This window comes from Plantactinospora sp. BC1 (assembly GCF_003030345.1).
Taxonomy (GTDB): domain Bacteria; phylum Actinomycetota; class Actinomycetes; order Mycobacteriales; family Micromonosporaceae; genus Plantactinospora.
On record NZ_CP028158.1, the window covers coordinates 1,576,210 to 1,594,817 of the forward strand.

The following is an 18,608-nucleotide window of genomic DNA, read 5'->3' on the forward strand; positions in this document are numbered from 1 at the left end:
CCCGCCCCGTCGACCGGCCGGCTGCCGTCGGCGGCCCGTCACCCGCCCGAGCCGCGCCCGCCGTGTGCCGGGTTCGGCGTGTGCGGGAGCTTGCCGAGCTGCCGCCAGTCGGACTCGGCGACCTGGATGTCGTAGTGCTTGGCCGCCGCGAGGATGTTCGCGAACGCCTGGTCCCGCTCGGCGTCGCTGACGTCGTGCGTCTGGTCGAACCGGGCGAGGGCGTTGCGGACGTGCGACGCGTCGGTGAGTGGTTCCTTGCGCTTCCCGGGAAAGGCGAACGCGCTGTCCGGCAGTTCACGGGACTGTTTGCTGCTGATCACTCCGTGCTGGTCGACGGGCTTCCAGGTGGTCTTCATGGTTTCCTCCCGACGAGGGTCGTCCACCCGGTTCTGGTACCCCCGGCGCGGGCCGATAACCGGCCGGCCGACTCGGCGGCCGTCCCGACCGATCTGCTGACAAAGTTTGGATTCTGTCAGTCGTCAGTCCATACTTGATGAAGCGGCGACACCCGCCCCGGCCAGCGGCCAGCCTGGAGTCGCCGCGCCCGGACGTCGCCGGCAACCGGTCCGCCGGAGCAGTGGCGGCACAGACGAAGGAGCAGAACATGGAGAACCGGACACTCGGCACCAACGGCCCCACGGTCTCCGCCCTCGGCCTCGGCACGATGGGGATGTCCGACCTCTACGGACCCGCCGACGAGACGGAGAGCATCGCGACCATCCACGCCGCCCTGGACGCCGGGGTCACCCTGCTGGACACCGGCGACTTCTACGGCGCCGGACACAACGAGATGCTCCTCGGCCGGGCGCTGCGCGAGCGCAACCGCGCCCAGGTCACGATCAGCGTCAAGTTCGGCGCGCTGCGCGACCCGGACGGCGGCTGGGACGGCACCGACGGCCGCCCGGAGGCGGTACGGAACTTCCTCGCGTACACGCTGCGCCGGCTCGACACGGACCACGTCGACGTGTACCGGCTCAGCCGGCTCGACCCGGCGGTGCCGATCGAGGAGACCGTCGGCGCGATCGCCGAACAGGTGACCGCCGGCCGGGTACGCCACATCGGCCTCTCCGAGGTCGGCGCGGCGACGATCCGCCGGGCCCAGGCCGTACACCCGATCGCCGACCTCCAGATCGAGTACTCGCTGCTGTCCCGGACCGTCGAGGCGGAGATCCTGCCCACCTGTCGGGAGCTGGGCATCGGCGTGACGGCGTACGGGGTGCTGTCCCGGGGGCTGCTCAGCGGGCACTGGACCGCCGACCGGCAGCTCTCCCCCGGCGACTTCCGCTCGTTCAGCCCCCGGTTCACCGGCGACAACCTCCAGGCGAACCTGCTGCTGGTGGACGCGCTGCGCGAGGTCGCGCAGTCCCGTGGCGCCACCGTCTCCCAGGTCGCCATCGCCTGGGTGCTCAGCCGGGGCACCGACATCGTGCCGCTGGTCGGTGCCAGGCGCCGGGACCGGTTGGCCGAGTCGCTCGGGGCGCTCGACCTGACGCTCGACGCCGACGACCTGGCCGCCATCGAGCGGGCCGTACCCGTCGGGTCCGCCGCCGGTGCCCGCTACGCCGCCCCCGCGATGGCCCACCTGGACAGCGAACGGTGAAATAGTGCCCATGGCCGACTCGACGCTGACCCCGGAACGGATCCTCGAAGCGGCGGAGGAGGTCCTCCGCCGCTTCGGCCCGGCGAAGGCGACCGTGGTCGACGTCGCCCGGGCACTGGGGGTGAGCCACGGCAGCGTCTACCGGCACTTCGCCAGCAAGACGGCGCTGCGCGAGGCGGTCGCCGACCGCTGGCTGGACCGGGTGCACGCGGAGCTGCCGGCGGTGACCGCCAGCAGCGCACCGGCGCCGGAGCGGCTGCGTTCCTGGCTGCACACGCTGCACGGCACGAAGCGGGCGACGGCGCTCGACGACCCCGAACTCTTCGCCACCTACATCGTGCTGGTCGGTGAGGCCAGTACGGTGATCGCCGCGTCGCTGGACGGGCTCGTCGCGCAGCTCTCCCGGATCATCGCGGACGGGGTCGCCGAGGGCGACTTCGCCGTCGCCGACGTGCCCCGGGCCGCCCGCGCGGTCCTGCACGCCACCGCGCGGTTCCACGATCCGACGCACTCGGCCCAGTGGGCCGACCCGGAGATCGAGCGGCAGCTCGACGCCGTCTGCGACCTGCTGCTCGACGGCCTCCGCCCGCGCTGATCCGGCGCACGCCACCGCATCCGTCCCGACGGTGGGCGATGCATTGACATTATTAGTTAACTTTCCTAATGTTTCAGCAACTCAGCGACATCGATCCCGATCCGCCTCGCCCGGGTGCCGGCGCCGAACCCCGCCGCCCACCGGTGCCGCGGCGACCCCCAACCCCACCAGGTCGGATCGAGCGGCTGAGGCCTGCGACAGAAGGGAACGTCGATGTCACCCACCACGAGCGCCGAGCGGGTCCCCCCGCCCGGACGTCGCCCCGGCTGGCGGTCCAGGCTCTGCACCGGAGCGCTCGCGCTCGCCACCGTCGCCACCGGGACGGCCTTCGCGCTCGCGCCGCTCTCCCCGGCCGAGGCCGTCGTGCTGCCCAACAACTTCAAGAGCGTCGGCTACCTGCCGAGCTGGGCCGGCGACGTCAACGCCGTCCAGTACAACAAGCTGACCCACATCAACTACGCCTTCGTACTGCCGAACCCGAACGGCACACTGCGGGCCGTGGAGAACCCGAGCAAGCTCTCCGCGCTGGTGTCGCGGGCGCACGGCAGCAACGTCAAGGTGTCGATCGCGATCGGCGGCTGGAACGACGGCGACGACTCCGCCTTCGAGGCCCTGGCCGCCAACTCGGCCAGCCGGACCACCTTCGTGAACAGCGTGATCAGCTTCGTGACGCAGTACAACCTGGACGGTGTCGACATGGACTGGGAGTACCCGGACCCCGGCACCTCGGCGAACAACTTCACCGCCCTGATGCAGCAGCTCAGCGGCCAGCTCCGCAGCCGGGGCAAGCTGCTCACCGCCGCCGTCGTCTCCGAGGGCGGCAGCGTCAACGGGGTACAGCCGGCCGTCTTCGGCTACGTCGACTGGCTGAACATCATGGCGTACGACGGCGGCAGCCCGCACGCCAACTACGACTGGTCGATCAACGCGGTGAACGGCTGGAAGTCGCGCGGCCTGCCGGCCAGCAAGGCGGTGCTCGGCGTACCCTTCTACAGCCGCCCCGGCTACTACACCTACTCCGCGCTGGTCGCGATGGACCCGGCCAACGCCAACCGGGACTGCACCACGGCCGGCGGTGCCCAGCAGTGCTACAACGGCATCCCGACGGTGAAGCGCAAGACCCAGTGGGCACTGGCCAACGCCGGCGGGATGATGAACTGGGAGCTGTCCCAGGACACCAACAACGCCACCTCGCTGGTCAGCGCCATCTACGACACGGTGATGGGCGGCGGCACCCCGCCGCCCGGCCGGACCGGGCAGATCACCGGCATCGGCGGCAAGTGCGTCGACGTCGCGGCGGCCTCCAGCGCGAACGGCGCGGCGATCCAGCTCTACGACTGCAACGGCAGCAACGCCCAGCGCTGGACGGTCGGCACCGACGGCACCCTGCGGGCGCTCGGCAAGTGCGCCGACATCACCGCCGCCGCGACCAGCAACGGCGCCAAGGTGCAGCTCTACGACTGCAACGGCACCGGCGCGCAGGTCTGGCAGGCGCAGAGCAACGGCACCCTGCGCAACCCGGCCTCGAACAGGTGCCTGGACGCCACCGACAACAGTTCGGCCGACGGCACCCGGCTACAGATCTGGGACTGCTTCGGCGGCGCCAACCAGGTGTGGCGACTTCCGGCCTGATCCCGGCACCGCAGCCGGCCCGGTCGCCACAAGCGGCCGGGCCGGCTGCCGTCCCGCCGGCTACCCCGCGCCGCCGGTCGACCTCCCGCCGACCGTCGGACGCACGCCGACACCCGGACCCGCCGCATTCGGCGTGACCGTCGGACCCTCGCCGACACCGGGAGCGGGCGCGCTCGGCGGAGCGGAGGCCGGCGGGCCGTCACCGGCGGGCGACCGCCACACGTTCACCGCCAGCCGACCGGTGGTGCCGAGGTCGATCCCGCCGCCCGGTGCGACGAGCTGGGTCGGTGCACCCGGCGCCGGAGCGATCTCCAGGTAGCTCGCGTTCGTCGCCGGCTCGGTCGACTCGGTGACGGTGTTCCGCCAGAGCACCCGGGCCCTCGCCGTCTCGCCCGGACCCAGCAGCACCGGCCGGGGCGGCACGTCGTAGCTGTCCGGGGCGCTCACCGGCGCCGACCCGTTGCCGACCGTGACGTCGACCGGCCGCCGCTCCTGGTCGAGTACCCGCACCACGGGATAGCCGTCGAGCCGGTACGGGGCCGCGCCGCAGTTGCGCAGCTCGATCCCGAGCGCCCGCAGGCCGAGCGCGGGCTCCACCTCACCGGCGGTGATCAGGAATCCGTCGGGACAGTCGACCGCGGTCGGCGCCGGCTCGGCGGTCAGGGTCGGCTCGGGGATCGGCGGCCTGCTCGGCGTGCCGCACGCGGCGAGCAGCGCGACCGCACCGAGCAGGGTGCCGAGCCGGCGCGACCGCCCGAGCCGGTACGGCGGAACGCCGATCGTCATCCAGGAGCCTCTCCGACCCTGCCGGGTCTCGTCGATCATCTCAGCCGAAGGTGTAGCCGGTCAGGTACTCCGGAACCACGATCCGGCTCCTCGGCGACGCCTTCCGGATCGTCGTGATCATCGCCTCCAAGCGCGGCCGGTCCGCCGGTGCGATCGGCGGCGGATTCCGCAGCTCGGTCTCGAAGTTGTCCCAGTGCACCGGTACCACTATCTCCGGATGGTCGAGCGCGGCCAGCAGCCGGGGCAGGTAGTCGTGGGTGGCACCACTGGCGGCCATCGCGACCATCGCAATGTCCGGCCGCAGCCCGGTCACGTTCCGTTCCACGAAGTCGCTGGCGCCCATGAAGAAGACCGCCGGGCCGTTCCTGATGCGCAGCTGGTAGGCGAGGGTGTCGCCCTCGGGCAGGTCGGCCACGGTGGCGGGCTTCGCCGGGCGGCTCAGCCGCAGCCCGGGGATGCCGATCGAGTACGCCGCGTTCCGGCTGTGCAGCGAGGCGACCACCTCGACGGTGTAGTCACCGAAGTCGAGGACCTCGCCCCCCTTGACCAGGCCGAGTTGCCCGGACGGGATGCCGGAGGCCAACCCGAGCTGGTACGTCGTCATCGTGCCGAGCACCCGCGCCCCGGTCGTCGTCGCGATGTGCGGTACGTCGTTGAAGTGGTCCCAGTGCGAGTGGGTGACGAGTACCGTCTCGGGCCGGCCGACGTGTTCGTCGACGGTGCCGGTGGCGACGGTCAGTGGGGTGGCCAGGTCCATCCCGCCGTCGAAGAGTCCGGTCCGGTACCGGCTCAGGTACGGGTCGACGAGTACCGTCCGGGAGCCGATGTCGATCCGCCAGCCGGCCGTACCGAACCAGCGGAACGTCGCGGCGGCGCCGCGCGCCCGCCGCCCGGTGGCGGCGGTCGGTGCCGGCCGGGTCGCCGCGACGGCCGGCCCCGGTGCGACGGTGGCGGCGAGCCCGGTCGCGGCGGCGCCGACGGCGGCGGTCCGGAGCAGGCCCCGGCGGTCGAGTCGAGGTTCGGGCATGGGTCTCCCCCTCCGATCGGGCCCGGCCGGGTGTGCGGCGCCTGAGCAGCGCCGGCACGCCCGGCCGAGCGGTCGAGTGCGGAAACCCAATCACCGGCCGGTCCGCGCCGTCCAAGACCATCCGGCGGATCCGCCGATAGGCGTTCCGATATCAGCCCTGGTGGCGGTGGTGCACAGGGCGGTCACCCGGCCCGGAAGAATCGTGCGGACACGGCGGACCGCCGACCGGACGAGCGGCTCAGTCGACTCCCCAGCGGTCCAGTTGAAAGCCGCGGTCCGACTCGGCGGAGCCGACGGCGGTGTCGGCGACCGGGCCGGTGCCGACCACCCTGCCGGCGGCGTCGAGCGCCTCCAGGACGAGCTTCTCGGTCGACGGCACCACGAGCAGCGCCGCGTCGTCGGCGACCGCCGCCCGGGCCACCTCCCGGCCGTCCCGGCTGGCCCGGATCTGCGTCGCTCCGGCCGGACTGACCACGAGCAGGGTCCGGCTCTCCCGTCCGAGCGGTATGCCGAGCAGCGCCCGGGGGTCGGTCGGGTCCGTGTCGGTGGAGAAGTAGCCGAGCGGGCTGCCGAGCGAACCGTCCGGCCTCGGCTGGGCGTACCTGACGTTCACCATGCCGGTCCACCCGCCGCCGAGCAGCGGACCGGCGACCACGGCCGCGACGCCGTCGTACTCCTTGCCGGGTGTGCCGGCGGTCCGGCCGCCCCAGACGAGGGACGGCAGGGCGAGGGCGTGGGTACGCAACGAGGAGTCCGCCTCGCGCAGGGCCGAGCGCGCGTGTTCGACGTCGGGGGTGCCCCGGGCCGCGGAGATCGTCCGGTCGAGTGCCGCCTCGGTGAACTCGCCCCGCAGCGCCGACCGGGGGGCGGGGAGCCGCTGCCGGACCACGCCGTCGCAGGTGATCTGCCACCACTCGTTCCGCAGCGTGTTGGGCGGCCGGACCAGGTAGGAGCCGGTCGGCTCCGGGGTCCACGGCGGTGCCGACGAGGTCAGCGTCGCCCGCGCGGCGGTGGCGAAGCGGCACCCGTCCGGCACGATCGAGACGTGGTAGAGACCGCCCGCACCGACCTCACTGCGGAGCGTGAGCTGCTCGTGGGGCATCAGCCGGACGGAGACGGCCTCGACCCGGGAGGGGTCGCCCAGCACCTGCGGGCTGGCGCCGGCCTCGGCCACCAGCCACCGCCCGACATGATCCGCTTCCTTCTGCGGCGCCTGCGGCTCCGGCTCCGCCCGGACGAAGGCGACGAAGGCGACCCGGTGCGGTCCGACGTCGTCGACGTAGAGCACCCTGATGTCCCGCATCGCCCCGGTGAGCTGGGCGAACCGGCCTGCGGCCTGCTCCTGCCGGACCTGCTGCGACAGCGCCGCGACATAGTCCCGGTCCACGCCGAGCGAGCCGCGCGGCGGGGACTGCACCAGCCGTTCGACCCAGGCCAGGCGGGTCTCCTCCGGCGTGGACGGCTTGGCGGTGGCGGTGCCACCGTCCGGAGTGCCGCGCCGGCCGGTGCCGGTGCTGGCGACGGCGACGCCGGTCGCGGTGAGCACGGCGACCACCGCGAGACCGGCCGCGACCGCCCGCCGCCGCATGATCCGCCGGTGTCGGGCCAGCACCCGGGCGTACGGATCGGGTACCGGCCTGAGTTCCTCGGTCATCTCGGCCAACGTCCGCCGGACCTCCTCGTCGACCCTCATCCCTTCGCTCCCATCACGTCCACCGCCTGCGTCTGACCGAGCGCCTCCCGGAGCCGGGCCAGTCCCCTGGACGCCCGGCTCTTCACGGAGCCGACGGAACAGCCGAGCGTCCTGGCCACCTCCGCCTCCGGCAGGTCCGCCACGTACCGCAGCACGATCACGGCCCGGGTACGCCGGGGCAGGTCGCGCATCGCCTCGCGCAGCGCCTGGTGCTCCACCACCCGGTCCGCCACGTCCCGCCCCGGCCGGTCCGGCAGGATCGCGGTCAGCACCTCGACCGCCCGGTGGCGCCGCCACACCGTGATGTGCTGGTTGGCGATCGCCCGGCGCAGGTACGCCATGGGTTCGTCGATCCGCCGCCACCGTCGCATCGCCTTGACCAGGGCGGTCTGCACGAGATCCTCCGCCTCCGGCGCCGACCCGGTCAGGTGGTACGCCACCCGTAACAGGTCCATGTAGCGTGTCTCGACGAACTCCCGGAAGCCGTCGTCGTCCACGGTCATCTGCTCTCCGCTTCTGTCAGCTACCCGAATGACCCGGAGCGGGGCGGAAAGGTTGAAGCACGGCGGCGGAAAACCAGCGGTGGAATCCGGGAGGGGCTCAGCCCTGGTTCACCTCGATTCGGAGGATACGGTCGTCGCCCGCCCGTGGGTCGGTGCCGCCCCAGGTGGCGCGGTCGGTGTTCGAGGTGACGATCCAGAGTGATCCGTCGGGGGCCACCTGCACGGTCCGGATCCGACCGTAGTCGCCGACGAGGTGGGCGATCGGGTCGGCGGTCGCCGCCCTGCCCTGGACGGGAAGCTGCCAGAGCCGCTGGCCGCCGAGCGCACCGATCCAGAGCGACCCCTCGGCGTAGGCGACACCCGACGGGCTCGCCTCGTCGGGGTGCAGCGTGGCGATCGGGGCTTCCCCGGTGGAGCCGGCGACGCCCTCGGTCTCCGGCCATCCGTAGTCGGCGCCCGGGCGGAGGACGTTCACCTCGTCCCAGGTGCGGTGTCCGAGTTCGGATGCGTAGGGGGTGCCGTCGGGTCCGAACGCGATGCCCTGGACGTTGCGGTGTCCGCTGGAGTAGATCGGGGATGGTCCCGGGTTGTCGCGGGGCACGGAACCGTCGACCGCGATGCGCAGGATCTTGCCGTTGAGTGAGTCGTCGGCCGCGGCGTTCTCCGGCTCGAAGGCGTCGCCCGTGCCGATCCAGAGGTGGCCGTCCGGCCCGATGACGATGCGGCCACCGTGGTGCCGGTCGGCGGTCTGGATGCCGTCGAGCAGTACCCGGTCGACGGTGAGCGAGCCGTAGTCGGCGGCGATCGTCAGCGCCACGATCCGGTTCTGGTCCGCTCCGGAGACCGACGCGAAGACCGTGCGGTCGGTCGCGTACCCGGCGGAGGCGACGATGCCGAGCAGTCCTCCCTCCGAACTGGCCCGGACCCCGGGTACGGTCCCGACCGGTTGCGGATCGCCGCCCCCGGCGGGGACGCGCAGGATCTCCCCGGTGATGCGCTCGGAGACCAGCGCCGACCCGTCGGGCAGGAAGGTGAGTCCCCACGGCGCTTCCAGGCCGGTCACCAGCTCGACCGGCTCACCGAGGGTCGCGATCCCGGCCGTCGGTGCGGCGTTCGACTGCGCCGTCCGGAGCGGCGTCGCCGTCGACTCGCCGGCCGAGTCCGTGCATCCGCTCAGCGCTCCCGCGATCGACGCGGCGACGACCGCCCCGCGCCACCGCGAGCGCCGGGGCACGGTCGGGTTTCCCATCCGGTCCGTCATCGCGCTGACTCGGATGTCTCGGCTCCGTCTGGACGTTGGACGAAGGCGTCGCTGGTCAGACCAGTGCATGAGCTACCTCCCCAGTATATGTACGATCTGTACACTACGGCCGCAGAGAGAAATGTACAACCAGTCCACAAGCAGGGAGTGGGAATGTCCGAGACCGCTGCCACCCGACGGGGACGCGGCCGCCGGCCGGCCGCCGAGGTACGGGCCGCCGTACTCGCCGCGGCGGGGCGCCTGCTGTTGCGGGACGGCATGCGAGCGGTGACCTTCGACCGGGTCGCCACCGAGGCGGGGGCGAGCAAGATGACCCTCTACAAGTGGTGGCCGTCGCCGGGTGCGCTCGCCGCGGAGGCGTACTTCACGCAGAGCCGCAGCACCCTCGACTTCCCGGACACCGGCGATCTTCGCGCCGACCTGATCGCGCAGGTCAGCGCGTTCGTCCGGCTACTCAAGGACGAGGGTGCGGAGAAACCCGTCACGGAACTCATCGGCGCGGCCCAACTGGACCCCGCGCTCGCGGAGGCCTGGTCCGAAAGCTATGCGCTGCCCCGCCGCGAACTCGCCCGCGCCCGGCTGCGGACCGCCCAGCGGCAGGGCCAACTGCGCGAGGACGCCGATCTCGACATCATCGTCGACCAGCTCTGGGGCGCCTGCTATCACCGGCTGCTCGTGCTCAGGGTGCCGTTCGACGAGTCGATCGTCGCGCGGCTGGTCGACCACGCGCTCTACGGGGCGGCACCGCGAGCTGGCTGACCTCGGAAGGGCGAGCCGTCGTGCGCCCGGGCCGGTGAACCGGACGACCCACCTGCCCCGGGTGCTGCTGCCCGGGACAGGTGGGTCGGGTCGAGACGCCGGCAGGTCGCGATCGACACGGTACGGTTCGGACACTCTCCGGCTGTGCGGTCCCGAACCGGTGCGCGGCGCCTCGGGCAGCGGTCAGCGGGCGGTACAGCTCGGCGTGAGACCGGCTCCGCTGCCGGTGCCCTGGAAGCCGAACTCCGTCGACTGGCCGGCGGCGATCCGTCCATTGTGGCTCACGTTGCTGAACTGGACGGCGCCGCTGCTGCCGCTGCGCTGGGTGTTCCAGGCGTTGGTGATCGTGGTGCCGGACGGCAGGGTGGCGTCGACCGTCCAGCCGGTGGTGCCGGCGGAGCCGGCGGTGACGCGTACGGTCGCCACGAAGCCGCCGTTCCAGGAATTGAGCGAGACCGTGGCGGTGCAGCCGGCCGGCGGGTTCGTCGGCGGGTTCGTCGGCGGGTTCGTCGGACCGCCGGTCGGCGGCGTGCTGGGCGTGCCGGTGGGAGTCGGGGTGGTGCCGCCGTCGGTGAGGCTGCCGGGCACCGCCAGCAGGGCGTTGTACCAGGTGGTGGCCATCTTGCTGTAGCCGGTCGCGTTCGGGTGCACGCCGTCGGCCAGGTCGGCGGCGGTGAGCGCGGCGTACATGTTGACCAGGTACACCTGTCGACCGGCGTTCGCCCGGGTCTGCACGATCTGCGGTATGGCGGCGTTGAAGCTGCGCACCTGGGCGTCGGTACTCGCGGACCCGGCCGGGACGATGGTGGCGACGAAGAGCTTCGCCTCGGGTGCGGTGCTGGTGATCCGGTCGATCAGCGCGGCCAGCCGGTTCGGTGCGTTGGGCAGGTCCCGGTTCTGGAAGATGTCGTTGGTGCCGATGTGCAGCAGGATGGTGCGTGGCTGATAGGTGTTGAGCCAGTTGACGATGTTGGCGTCGATCTGGTCGATCCGCCAGCCGGAGTGGCCCTCGTGGTCACGGTCGCCGAGGCTGGCCGGGCCGTTCGCCTGGGAACCGACGTAGTCGACGGTGTATCCGCCGGCCACCACCTTCTGCCATAGGTCGATCCGGTATCCGCCCGGCACGTTGAAGCCGTCGGTGATCGAGTCGCCGAGTGGCAGCACCCGGACCCCGGCCGCCGCCTCCACCCGCTGGCCACCGTGCAGCAGGATCGCGACGGTCACCAGTACGACCGCCAGCAGTGCGCCGGCACACCGACGCGTGGTCGTCGACATGGGGACCCACCTCCCAACGCATCCATCATCTTCGATTCAATCCATTGAATGCCCCGACCCGGCACCGGGACCGCCGGACGCGCGGCTGAGCGGCGAACGCGCCCTCACGTGCGCCGAACGGCCGAACGACCGAACGACCGAGCGGACGAGCGGACGAGCGGACGAACGGACGAACGGACGAACGGGCCAACAGGCCAACAGGCCAACGGGCGAACGGGCGAACGGACCGTCCGCACGGGGCGGCGTGCGGTCGGCCCGGTGCCTGCCGGACGAGGTGTCAGCCGAGCCGGAAGTCGACCACCCGGATCGGCGAGGGCGTCGTGCCGCTGGAGGAGCGCTGGTAGAGGATGGAGAGCACGCCGTCGCTCTCCACCCGGGTCCGGTCCACGATCACCTCACCGAAGGCGTTCAGCCCGGCGCCGTCGAAGCGTACGGTCCAGTCGGTGTAGCCGCTGGCCCGGCTGGCGGTGACGATCCGGCCGTACGGCAGCACCACGTAGGCGTTGTCGGCCGCGTCGAGCACGATCTGGGACCGGCCGGTCGCGTTCAACGGCACCGGGATCTCGATCTTGCGCCAGACTCCGGAGGAGTTGCGGAAGAGGTGGAAGGCGCGGCCGTTGGCCCGGCGCGCCGAGGCGTACGACGTGACGCAGGAGGTGAACCGGCCGGGTACGTAGCTGATCACCACGTGCGGGTTGCCGGTCGAGTCGACGTCCTGGCTCTCCTGGTTGATCAGCCCGTGGTTCGGCGGCAACGGGTCGACCACCAGCCCGGGGCTGGAGATCGACACCAGGTTGCCCGAGTTGGTGGTGCCGACCACCGCACCGGCGTTGTTGCGCCAGGTCCGGCCCTGGTCGTCGCTGTAGAGGTAGCCGGTGTCGTGGTTGGTCAGGCCGCCGCTGTTGCAGGTGACCGCGGAGTTCCCCTCCCGCCAGGTGAAGGCGGCGTGCAGCCGGCCGCCGGGGCCGTAGGTCAGGCCGTGCAGGTACATGTTCCGGGTGGTGCTGGTGGCGCCGTTCGCGCTGTACGAGCCGGTCGCCGACTGCCAGCGACCGAGCCGGCGCCAGGTGGAGCCGTCGTACTCGGCGAGTTCGTTGGTGCCGTTGCCGGAGCGTCCGGTCCGGTAGCTGAACTGGAGCCGGTTGCCGGGCGCGACCCGGAACTGCGGGTACGTCATCGCGCCCAGCCCGACCCCGTCCAGGCTGCGCTGCACCGCACCGAAGCGGCCGGCCTCCCAACTCCGCGAGCCCGGCGCGGAGACCAGCCCGGCCTCGGACTTCAGGTAGTAGATCTCGCTGTCGTGGGTGTCCATCGCGACGTGCAGCCGGCCGTCGCCGGGCGAGATGCCGAGCGCGATGGAGTTGTGCGAGTCGTTGGTGCTCAACCGGTGCGACAGTTGCAGGGTCTGCCACGCCCCGGACGGCAGTTGCCGGCGGGCGAGCACCGCGTTGCGGGTCGAGGTGTACCAGGCCGCGTACTGGTAGCCGGCGTGGCTGACGATGCCGTCACCGTACGAGTTGTTGTTGACCAGGCCGTCGTAGGAGACGAAGTAGAGCGCGGCGGGATCGAGCTGGGTGTCGCCGAGCCGGGTCACCCCCGGAGCCGCCGCGACCGCCGGGGACGGCGGGACCAGCGCCGCGACGACCCCGACGACGAGTGACGCCGCCAACGCGGCCCGACGGGAGGACGGGGCGGGCATGGCTTCTCCCTCGCGCCGGGCGCCACCGGGCGCTCCCAGATGAATGGATTCAACTTACATCCAGCTCCATCAATCTGGAAGGCCGTCCGGTCCGATACGGTCGCCGGGCGGGAAGCCGGGGCGCCGGTCCGGACGAGGCGGCCGGCGTCAGGATCGGCGGGCCGAGGTCTCCTCCCGGACCACGAACCGGATCGACCTGGCCTCGGTGATGCAGGCGCGCAGCGGCGCCGCCAGTTCACGGTGCCCCGGGCTGCGCTCCCACGCCTCGAAGTCGGCCAGTGACGCCCACTCACTCGTGATCAGCCACTGCTCGGAATCGCTCGACGCCTCGCAGACCTGGTCCACCAGGTGCCCCGGCACGCCCTCGGCGACCTGGTAACGAATCTGCTCGTACGCCTTCAGGAAGTCCTCGGTGCGCTCACGCGGCACCCGGATCAGGAACAGCACCCTGGCCTTCGACATCGCCCGTCGTCCTCTCCGCTCTGCAACCGGCCTACGCCGGGCCGCGCCGGACCACCACGGCGCTGTTGAAACCGTCGAACCCGCGCGCCCCGACCAGCGCCACGTCCACCCGCCGGGGCCCGGACTCCCGGACGAAGTCCAGCTCACAGCCGGGCGCCGGCCGGTCCAGCCCGGCCGTCGGCGGCAGCACCCCGTGCCGGAGGCTGAGCAGCGCGGTCGCCACGTCCAGCGCCGCCCCGCCCTGGTGCGCCCGGCCGATCAGCGGCTTCTGGGTGGTCACCGGCGGCGGCCGCGTCCCGAAGACCGCCCACAGCGCCTCGGCCTCGCTGCGGTCGTACCGGGCGACGCCGAGCGCGTCCGGGAAGAACACGTCGACCTCCGCCGGCCGCACGCCGGCCCGGTCGAGGGCGAGCCGCATCGCCCGGGCGTACTGCACCGGGTCCCCGGCCGCGCGCCGGTCGGTGTGCCGGGCGTCGTGGCTGGCCCCCCAGCCGGCGACCTCGGCATAGCCGCGCACCCCCCGGGCCCGGGCGTGGTCCAGATCCTCCACCACGAAGACCGCCCCGCCCTCCCCCGGCACGTAACCGCTGGCCGCCACGTCGAACGGCCGGTACGCCAACGTCGGCTCCGGACAGGTGCTCAGCAGTCCACCCCGGAGTTGGCAGGTCAGCGCGTACGGGCTCAGCGGGCACTCGGTGCCGCCGGCCAGCACCACGGGCGTACCGCGCCGGACCATCCGTACCGCGTGGGCGAGGCTGTCCAGCCCACCGGCGGACTCGGCGGCCAGCACCCCGCACGGGCCCTTGAACTGGTGCCGGATCGAGAGCTGGCCGACGCTCGCCGCGTAGAACCAGGCGATCGACTGGTAGGCCCCGACGGTACGCGCCGGACCACGCCAGAGCCGTTGCAGTTCCCGCTGCCCGAACAGGTTGCCGCCGGAGGAGCTGGCCAGGGTCACCGCGTACCCGTAGGGATCGTCGGCCGTCTCCGGCAGCCCGGCGTCGGCGAGCGCGAGTCGGGCCGCCGCGAAGCCGAGGTGCGTCCACCGGTCGGTCTGCACCAACTGCCGGCTGTCGGCGTAGTGCAGCGCGTCGAAGTCGGCCACCTCGCCGGCGAGCCGGCTGGGATAGCGCTCCGGGTCGAAGAGGGTGATCGGGGCGATCCGGTTCTGCCCGGCCAGTACGCACTTCCAGTGCGCATCCGCGCCGATCCCGCTCGGTGCCACCACACCGATCCCGGTGATCACGGCCCGAGGCCGCGACCCGGCTCCGCCCGCCCGCCCGGTCACCGCTCCGGCCCGTCGAACCGGGTGAAGACCATCGCCGACTGGAAGCCGCCGAAGCCGCTGCCGACGGAGAGGGCGACCCGCACCGGCAACTCCCGGGCGGTGTTCGGGATGTAGTCGAGGTCGCACTCGTCGTCCCGGTTGGCCCAGTTCGCCGTCGGCGGCACCACCCCGTGCTCGATGGCCAGCGCGCAGGCCGCCATCTCGATCGCGCCGATCGCCCCGAGCGAGTGCCCGACCATCGACTTGATCGAGCTGATCGGCACCCCGTACGCCGCCGGGCCGAGCGCCCGCTTGAAGGCCGCCGTCTCGTGCCGGTCGTTCTGCCGGGTACCCGAGCCGTGCGCGCTGACATACGACACGTCGGCCGGGTCGCACCGGGCCTGCGCCATCGCGTCGTCGATGGCCAGCGCCATCTCGACACCGTCCGGACGCAGCCCGGTCATGTGGTAGCCGTTGCTCCGGTTGGCGTAACCGGCCGCCTCGCAGTAGACCCGCGCCCCGCGCCGCCGGGCGTGCTCCGCCTCCTCCAGGACCAGCACCGCGGCGCCCTCGGCGAGGACGAACCCGTGCCGGTCCCGGTCGAACGGCCGCGAGGCGTGCGCCGGATCGTCGTTGTCCGGGGTGGTCGCCTTGATCGCGTCGAACGAGGCGACCGTGACCGGCGAGATCGGACTGTCCGAGGCGCCGGCCAGCACCACGTCCGCCTCGTCGTCGGAGATGAGCTGCTGGCCGTAGCCGATCGCGTCGATCCCGGAGGTGCAGCCGGTGGAGATCACCTGGGCCGGACCGTGCACGCCGTGCCGGCAGGCGACGTCGGCGGCGAGACTGCTCGGCATCAGCGCCTGGTAGAGAAACGGACCGGCCCGGTTCGGATCCACCAACCAGTCCGCACCGGAGTCGCTGACCTGCACGTACTCCCGTTCCAGCAGCATGGTGCCGCCCACCGCCGAGCCGAGCACCACTCCGGTGCGCTCCCGCGTCGCGTCGGTCAGCTCCAGTCCGCTGTCCGCCAGCGCCTCGATCGACGCGGCGAGCGCGAACTGGACGTACCGGTCGGCGCGCTGCCGCTCGACGACGCCGAGTCCGGCGCGCACCGGGTCGAAGTCGCACTCGGCGGCCACCTGCGAGCGGAACGGCGACGGGTCGAAGAAGCTGATCCGTCGGGTCGCCGTGCGGCCGGCGGTGATGGTCGCCCAGAACTCGTCCCGGGTCGCCCCGCCGGGCGCGACCACTCCGATCCCGGTCACCACGGCACGGCGCCCGGTCACGGCCCGGCCTCCGGCCCACCGGCGACCGCGCCCGCCGCCGCCCGGTCCGCGCCATCCCGCCGCGTCACGGGTACGCCGGTTCCGGTTCGACCGGCCGCCGGCTCGGTGCCCGCCGCCGGTTCGGTGCCCGCCGCCGGTTCGGTGTCGACGTGCCCGAGTTCCGGGCGCGGGGCCAGCGGTCCGAGCTGGAAGACCACCTCGGCCGGCTCGTCGGCCACGTTGCGCAGCCGGTGCCGGACGTTCACCGCCACGTACAACGCCTCCCCGGTGCCGACCGGCACCGGCTCGTCGTCCAGGTCCACCACGATCGCCCCCCGGGCGACGTAGAGGAACTCCTCGCTGTACGGGTGGTAGTGCTCGGCGATCCGCTCACCGGGGGCGAGGTTCGCCACCCCCAGGAAACCCGACCCGCTGCCCACGGTGCGGGGGCCGAGGAGTACCCGGATCTCGCCACCCCGACGGCGGTCCGGGGCGATGTCGCGGGCGGCCACCAGGCGGCGGCCCGGCTCACTCATCGCCGACCCCGGCCGGTGCCGGCGCGGCCGCCTCCAGCTCGGCGGCGATCCGCTCGATCCTGTCCCGGATGATGTCCAACTGGATCCGGCTGTTCGCGTTGATCCGGTCGGTCATCTGCGCGGTGCTCACCGGTGCCGTCGGACGCATCTCGAAGTCCTGGGTCCAGGTCATCCGGGTACCGCCCGGCGCCTCGGCGTAACGCCAGTGGATCCGCATGTACTCGAAGGGCCCGGTCTCCACCCGGTGCGCGTGCACCTCCCGGCGGACCGGATCGGCGGTACGCTCGCTGACCCAGCTCCAGGTGACCCCGTTCTCGTCCGGATACATGGTCAACCGGAACCGTACGGTGTCGCCGCTGCGCGCGATGATCTCCACCGACTGGTACTCCGTGAAGAGCCCGGTCCAGCCCGCGACGTCGTTGGTCAGGTCCCACACCAGCGGCAGCGGGGCGGCGATCAGCACGCTGTTCTCGGTGTGACCCGGCCGGCCGGCCCCGGCCGGGACGTCTGCCGGCTCGCTCTGCCGGGCCACCAGCTCGGCCACCTCCGCGATGCTGAGCCGCCCCGCCTCGTCCGGAAGCTGGACCCGGTAGCGGTCCGCGACCACCGCCTGGAGTTCGAGCAGCGCGAGCGAGTCCATGCCGAGTTCCTCCAGCGAGGCGCCGGGGGCGGCGGCCGTCGCGTCGGCGTCCAGCCCGCAGTGCCGGACCAGGATCGCGGTGATCTCCGCCGCCGTCACCGGCGACGGCACCGGCTCCCGCTGGGTCGGCCCGGTCAACGCCGGTTCCTCGTGCCTGACACTCATCTGGTCCTCCTCGGAAGGTTGGCGGTGCGGGACGGGGCGGCGCAACGGGCCTGGTCCCGGTCGGCCGGCGAGTCGGCGCTGCCGAGCAGCCGGTCGACCAGCCCGGTCGAATACCGGCCCTTGCGGAAACCCGGGTCGTCGAGCACCCGGCGCAGGAACGGGATGGTGGTGCGTACGCCGGGCCCGTCGACGTCGAACTCGTGCAGCGCCCGCTCCATCCGGCCGAGCGCCAGATCCCGGTCGGGTGCCCAGACCACCACCTTGGCGAGCAGCGAGTCGTAGTACGGCCCGACCAGATAGCCGGGATAGCCGTGCGTGTCGACCCGGGTGAACGGCCCGCTCGGCGGGACGAACCTGGTCAGCCGACCGGGGGTTGGCGCGAACCCCCGGTCGGGGTCCTCCACGTTGACCCGGCACTCCACCGCGACGCCGGAGAGCCGGACGTCGGACTGGCGCAGCCGCAGCGGTACCCCGGCGGCGATGTGCAGCTGCTCGTGCACCAGGTCGACCCCGGTGATCATCTCGGTGACCGGATGTTCGACCTGGATCCGGCAGTTGACCTCGATGAACGAGAACCGTTCGGCCTCGTCGACCAGGAACTCGAAGGTCCCGGCCCCGGTGTAGCCGGCCCGCAGCGCGCCGCGCAGCGCGGACTCGGCGAGCGCGTCGAGAGTACCGGCCGACAGGGCGGGCGCCGGACCCTCCTCGACCAGCTTCTGGTGCCGCCGCTGCACCGAGCAGTCCCGGGTGCCCAGGTGCACGCCGTTGCCGTACCCGTCGCAGAGCACCTGCACCTCGACGTGCCGGGCGTGCACGAGGTACCGCTCGACGTAGACCCGGTCGTCGCCGAAGACCGCCTGCGCGGTGATCCTGGTCCGCTCGTACGCCGTGTCGAACTCGTCGGCCGACCGGACCACGGTCATCCCGCGCCCGCCCCCTCCGGCGGCACACTTGACGATCACCGGGTAGCCGATCTCGTCGGCGACCCTGCGCGCCTGCGCCGCCGTGCCGACCGTGGCCAGGCTCCCCGCCGGCAGCGGCAGACCGGCCTCCCGCATCAGCGCCCGGGCCCGCGCCTTGTCGCCGAGGGCGAGCATCACCTCCGGCGGGGGTCCGATGAAGACGAGCCCGTTGTCGGCGCAGATCTCGGCGAAGTCGGCATCCTCGGAGAGGAAGCCGTAACCGGGGTGCACGGCCTGCGCCCCGGTCCGGCGGGCCGCCTCGACGATGGCGGCGGCGTTGCGGTAGCTCAGCCGGCCCTCCGGCGGCCCGATGCAGACCGCCTCGTCGGCCAGCCGGACGACGGCCGAGTCCCGGTCCGCGACCGAGTACACCGCCACGGTACGTATGCCCAGCTCCCGGCAGGCCCGGGCGACCCGGAGCGCGATCTCGCCACGATTGGCGATCAGGATCTTCTCGAACACCGCCGCACCGTCCTGG

General features: G+C 72.7%; 17 protein-coding genes and 1 pseudogene. 4 read left to right on the forward strand and 14 right to left on the reverse strand.

The features are described 5' to 3' along the window. Positions 1 to 38 precede the first annotated feature (38 nt). Positions 39 to 356: a DUF6582 domain-containing protein gene (locus C6361_RS06670; protein WP_107256386.1), complete on the reverse strand. Its 318-nt coding sequence runs from the start codon at positions 354 to 356 to the stop codon at positions 39 to 41. Between the two features lie 248 nt (positions 357 to 604). Here C6361_RS06670 and C6361_RS06675 point away from each other — a divergent pair, with 248 nt between their 5' ends. The 3 genes from C6361_RS06675 (at position 605) to C6361_RS06685 (ending at position 3,827) form a co-directional block, all read left to right on the forward strand. Beyond that, positions 605 to 1,600 carry an aldo/keto reductase gene (locus tag C6361_RS06675; protein WP_107270779.1) on the forward strand — a complete coding sequence of 332 codons (996 nt, stop codon included), beginning with the start codon at positions 605 to 607 and terminating at the stop codon, positions 1,598 to 1,600. 10 nt (positions 1,601 to 1,610) lie between these two features. Continuing rightward, positions 1,611 to 2,195 (forward strand): TetR family transcriptional regulator, encoded by a 585-nt coding sequence (locus C6361_RS06680; protein ID WP_107267136.1) that lies wholly within the window; start codon positions 1,611 to 1,613, stop codon positions 2,193 to 2,195. 213 nt (positions 2,196 to 2,408) lie between these two features. Further along, positions 2,409 to 3,827, forward strand: a complete 1,419-nt coding sequence (locus C6361_RS06685; RefSeq protein ID WP_107267137.1) for a glycosyl hydrolase family 18 protein — start codon at positions 2,409 to 2,411, stop codon at positions 3,825 to 3,827. A 60-nt stretch (positions 3,828 to 3,887) separates the two neighbouring features. Here C6361_RS06685 and C6361_RS06690 read toward each other — a convergent pair whose 3' ends face one another. From C6361_RS06690 to C6361_RS06710, 5 genes are all read right to left on the reverse strand, one after another. After that, positions 3,888 to 4,613, reverse strand: a complete 726-nt coding sequence (locus C6361_RS06690) for a DUF4232 domain-containing protein (RefSeq protein WP_107270780.1) — start codon at positions 4,611 to 4,613, stop codon at positions 3,888 to 3,890. A gap of 40 nt (positions 4,614 to 4,653) precedes the next feature. Then, positions 4,654 to 5,640, reverse strand: coding sequence for an MBL fold metallo-hydrolase (locus C6361_RS06695; protein ID WP_107267138.1), 987 nt, complete (start codon positions 5,638 to 5,640; stop codon positions 4,654 to 4,656). A 238-nt stretch (positions 5,641 to 5,878) separates the two neighbouring features. Then, complete coding sequence (locus C6361_RS06700; protein WP_107267139.1) at positions 5,879 to 7,333, reverse strand: hypothetical protein; 1,455 nt, start codon at positions 7,331 to 7,333, stop codon at positions 5,879 to 5,881. Next, positions 7,330 to 7,836 carry a SigE family RNA polymerase sigma factor gene (locus C6361_RS06705; protein ID WP_107256396.1) on the reverse strand — a complete coding sequence of 169 codons (507 nt, stop codon included), beginning with the start codon at positions 7,834 to 7,836 and terminating at the stop codon, positions 7,330 to 7,332. Before C6361_RS06705 ends, C6361_RS06700 begins: the two co-directional genes overlap by 4 nt. Before the next feature lie 97 nt (positions 7,837 to 7,933). Then, on the reverse strand, positions 7,934 to 9,097 hold the full coding sequence (locus C6361_RS06710; protein WP_199853275.1) for a sorbosone dehydrogenase family protein: 1,164 nt from the start codon (positions 9,095 to 9,097) through the stop codon (positions 7,934 to 7,936). A gap of 153 nt (positions 9,098 to 9,250) precedes the next feature. On the opposite strand from C6361_RS06710, the gene C6361_RS06715 reads away from it, so the two are divergent. Beyond that, a complete protein-coding gene (locus C6361_RS06715) occupies positions 9,251 to 9,856 on the forward strand; it encodes a TetR/AcrR family transcriptional regulator (RefSeq protein ID WP_107267140.1) in 606 nt (201 codons plus the stop codon). Positions 9,857 to 10,039: 183 nt separating this feature from the next. Here C6361_RS06715 and C6361_RS06720 read toward each other — a convergent pair whose 3' ends face one another. From C6361_RS06720 to C6361_RS06755, 8 genes and pseudogenes are all read right to left on the reverse strand, one after another. Next, positions 10,040 to 11,131 carry a GDSL-type esterase/lipase family protein gene (locus C6361_RS06720; protein WP_107267141.1) on the reverse strand — a complete coding sequence of 364 codons (1,092 nt, stop codon included), beginning with the start codon at positions 11,129 to 11,131 and terminating at the stop codon, positions 10,040 to 10,042. Between the two features lie 277 nt (positions 11,132 to 11,408). Further along, positions 11,409 to 12,830: a BNR repeat-containing protein gene (locus tag C6361_RS06725; RefSeq protein WP_107256403.1), complete on the reverse strand. Its 1,422-nt coding sequence runs from the start codon at positions 12,828 to 12,830 to the stop codon at positions 11,409 to 11,411. A gap of 147 nt (positions 12,831 to 12,977) precedes the next feature. After that, positions 12,978 to 13,292, reverse strand: coding sequence for an antibiotic biosynthesis monooxygenase (locus tag C6361_RS06730; protein ID WP_107267142.1), 315 nt, complete (start codon positions 13,290 to 13,292; stop codon positions 12,978 to 12,980). Between the two features lie 31 nt (positions 13,293 to 13,323). Next, positions 13,324 to 14,580, reverse strand: a complete 1,257-nt coding sequence (locus C6361_RS06735) for a beta-ketoacyl synthase N-terminal-like domain-containing protein (RefSeq protein ID WP_107267143.1) — start codon at positions 14,578 to 14,580, stop codon at positions 13,324 to 13,326. Beyond that, positions 14,577 to 15,848 (reverse strand): beta-ketoacyl synthase, encoded by a 1,272-nt coding sequence (locus C6361_RS06740; RefSeq protein ID WP_107256409.1) that lies wholly within the window; start codon positions 15,846 to 15,848, stop codon positions 14,577 to 14,579. The genes C6361_RS06735 and C6361_RS06740 overlap by 4 nt, the downstream gene beginning before the upstream one ends. Positions 15,849 to 15,985: 137 nt before the next feature. Further along, positions 15,986 to 16,363, reverse strand: a pseudogene (locus tag C6361_RS06745) (cupin domain-containing protein); the annotation flags it as partial. Further along, the gene (locus C6361_RS06750; RefSeq protein ID WP_107267145.1) at positions 16,356 to 17,168 is read right to left on the reverse strand and encodes an SRPBCC family protein; all 813 of its coding nucleotides are present in this window, start codon (positions 17,166 to 17,168) and stop codon (positions 16,356 to 16,358) included. The pseudogene C6361_RS06745 and the gene C6361_RS06750, both read right to left, overlap by 8 nt. Then, complete coding sequence (locus tag C6361_RS06755) at positions 17,165 to 18,592, reverse strand: acetyl/propionyl/methylcrotonyl-CoA carboxylase subunit alpha (RefSeq protein WP_107267146.1); 1,428 nt, start codon at positions 18,590 to 18,592, stop codon at positions 17,165 to 17,167. The genes C6361_RS06750 and C6361_RS06755 overlap by 4 nt, the downstream gene beginning before the upstream one ends. Positions 18,593 to 18,608: the final 16 nt, after the last annotated feature.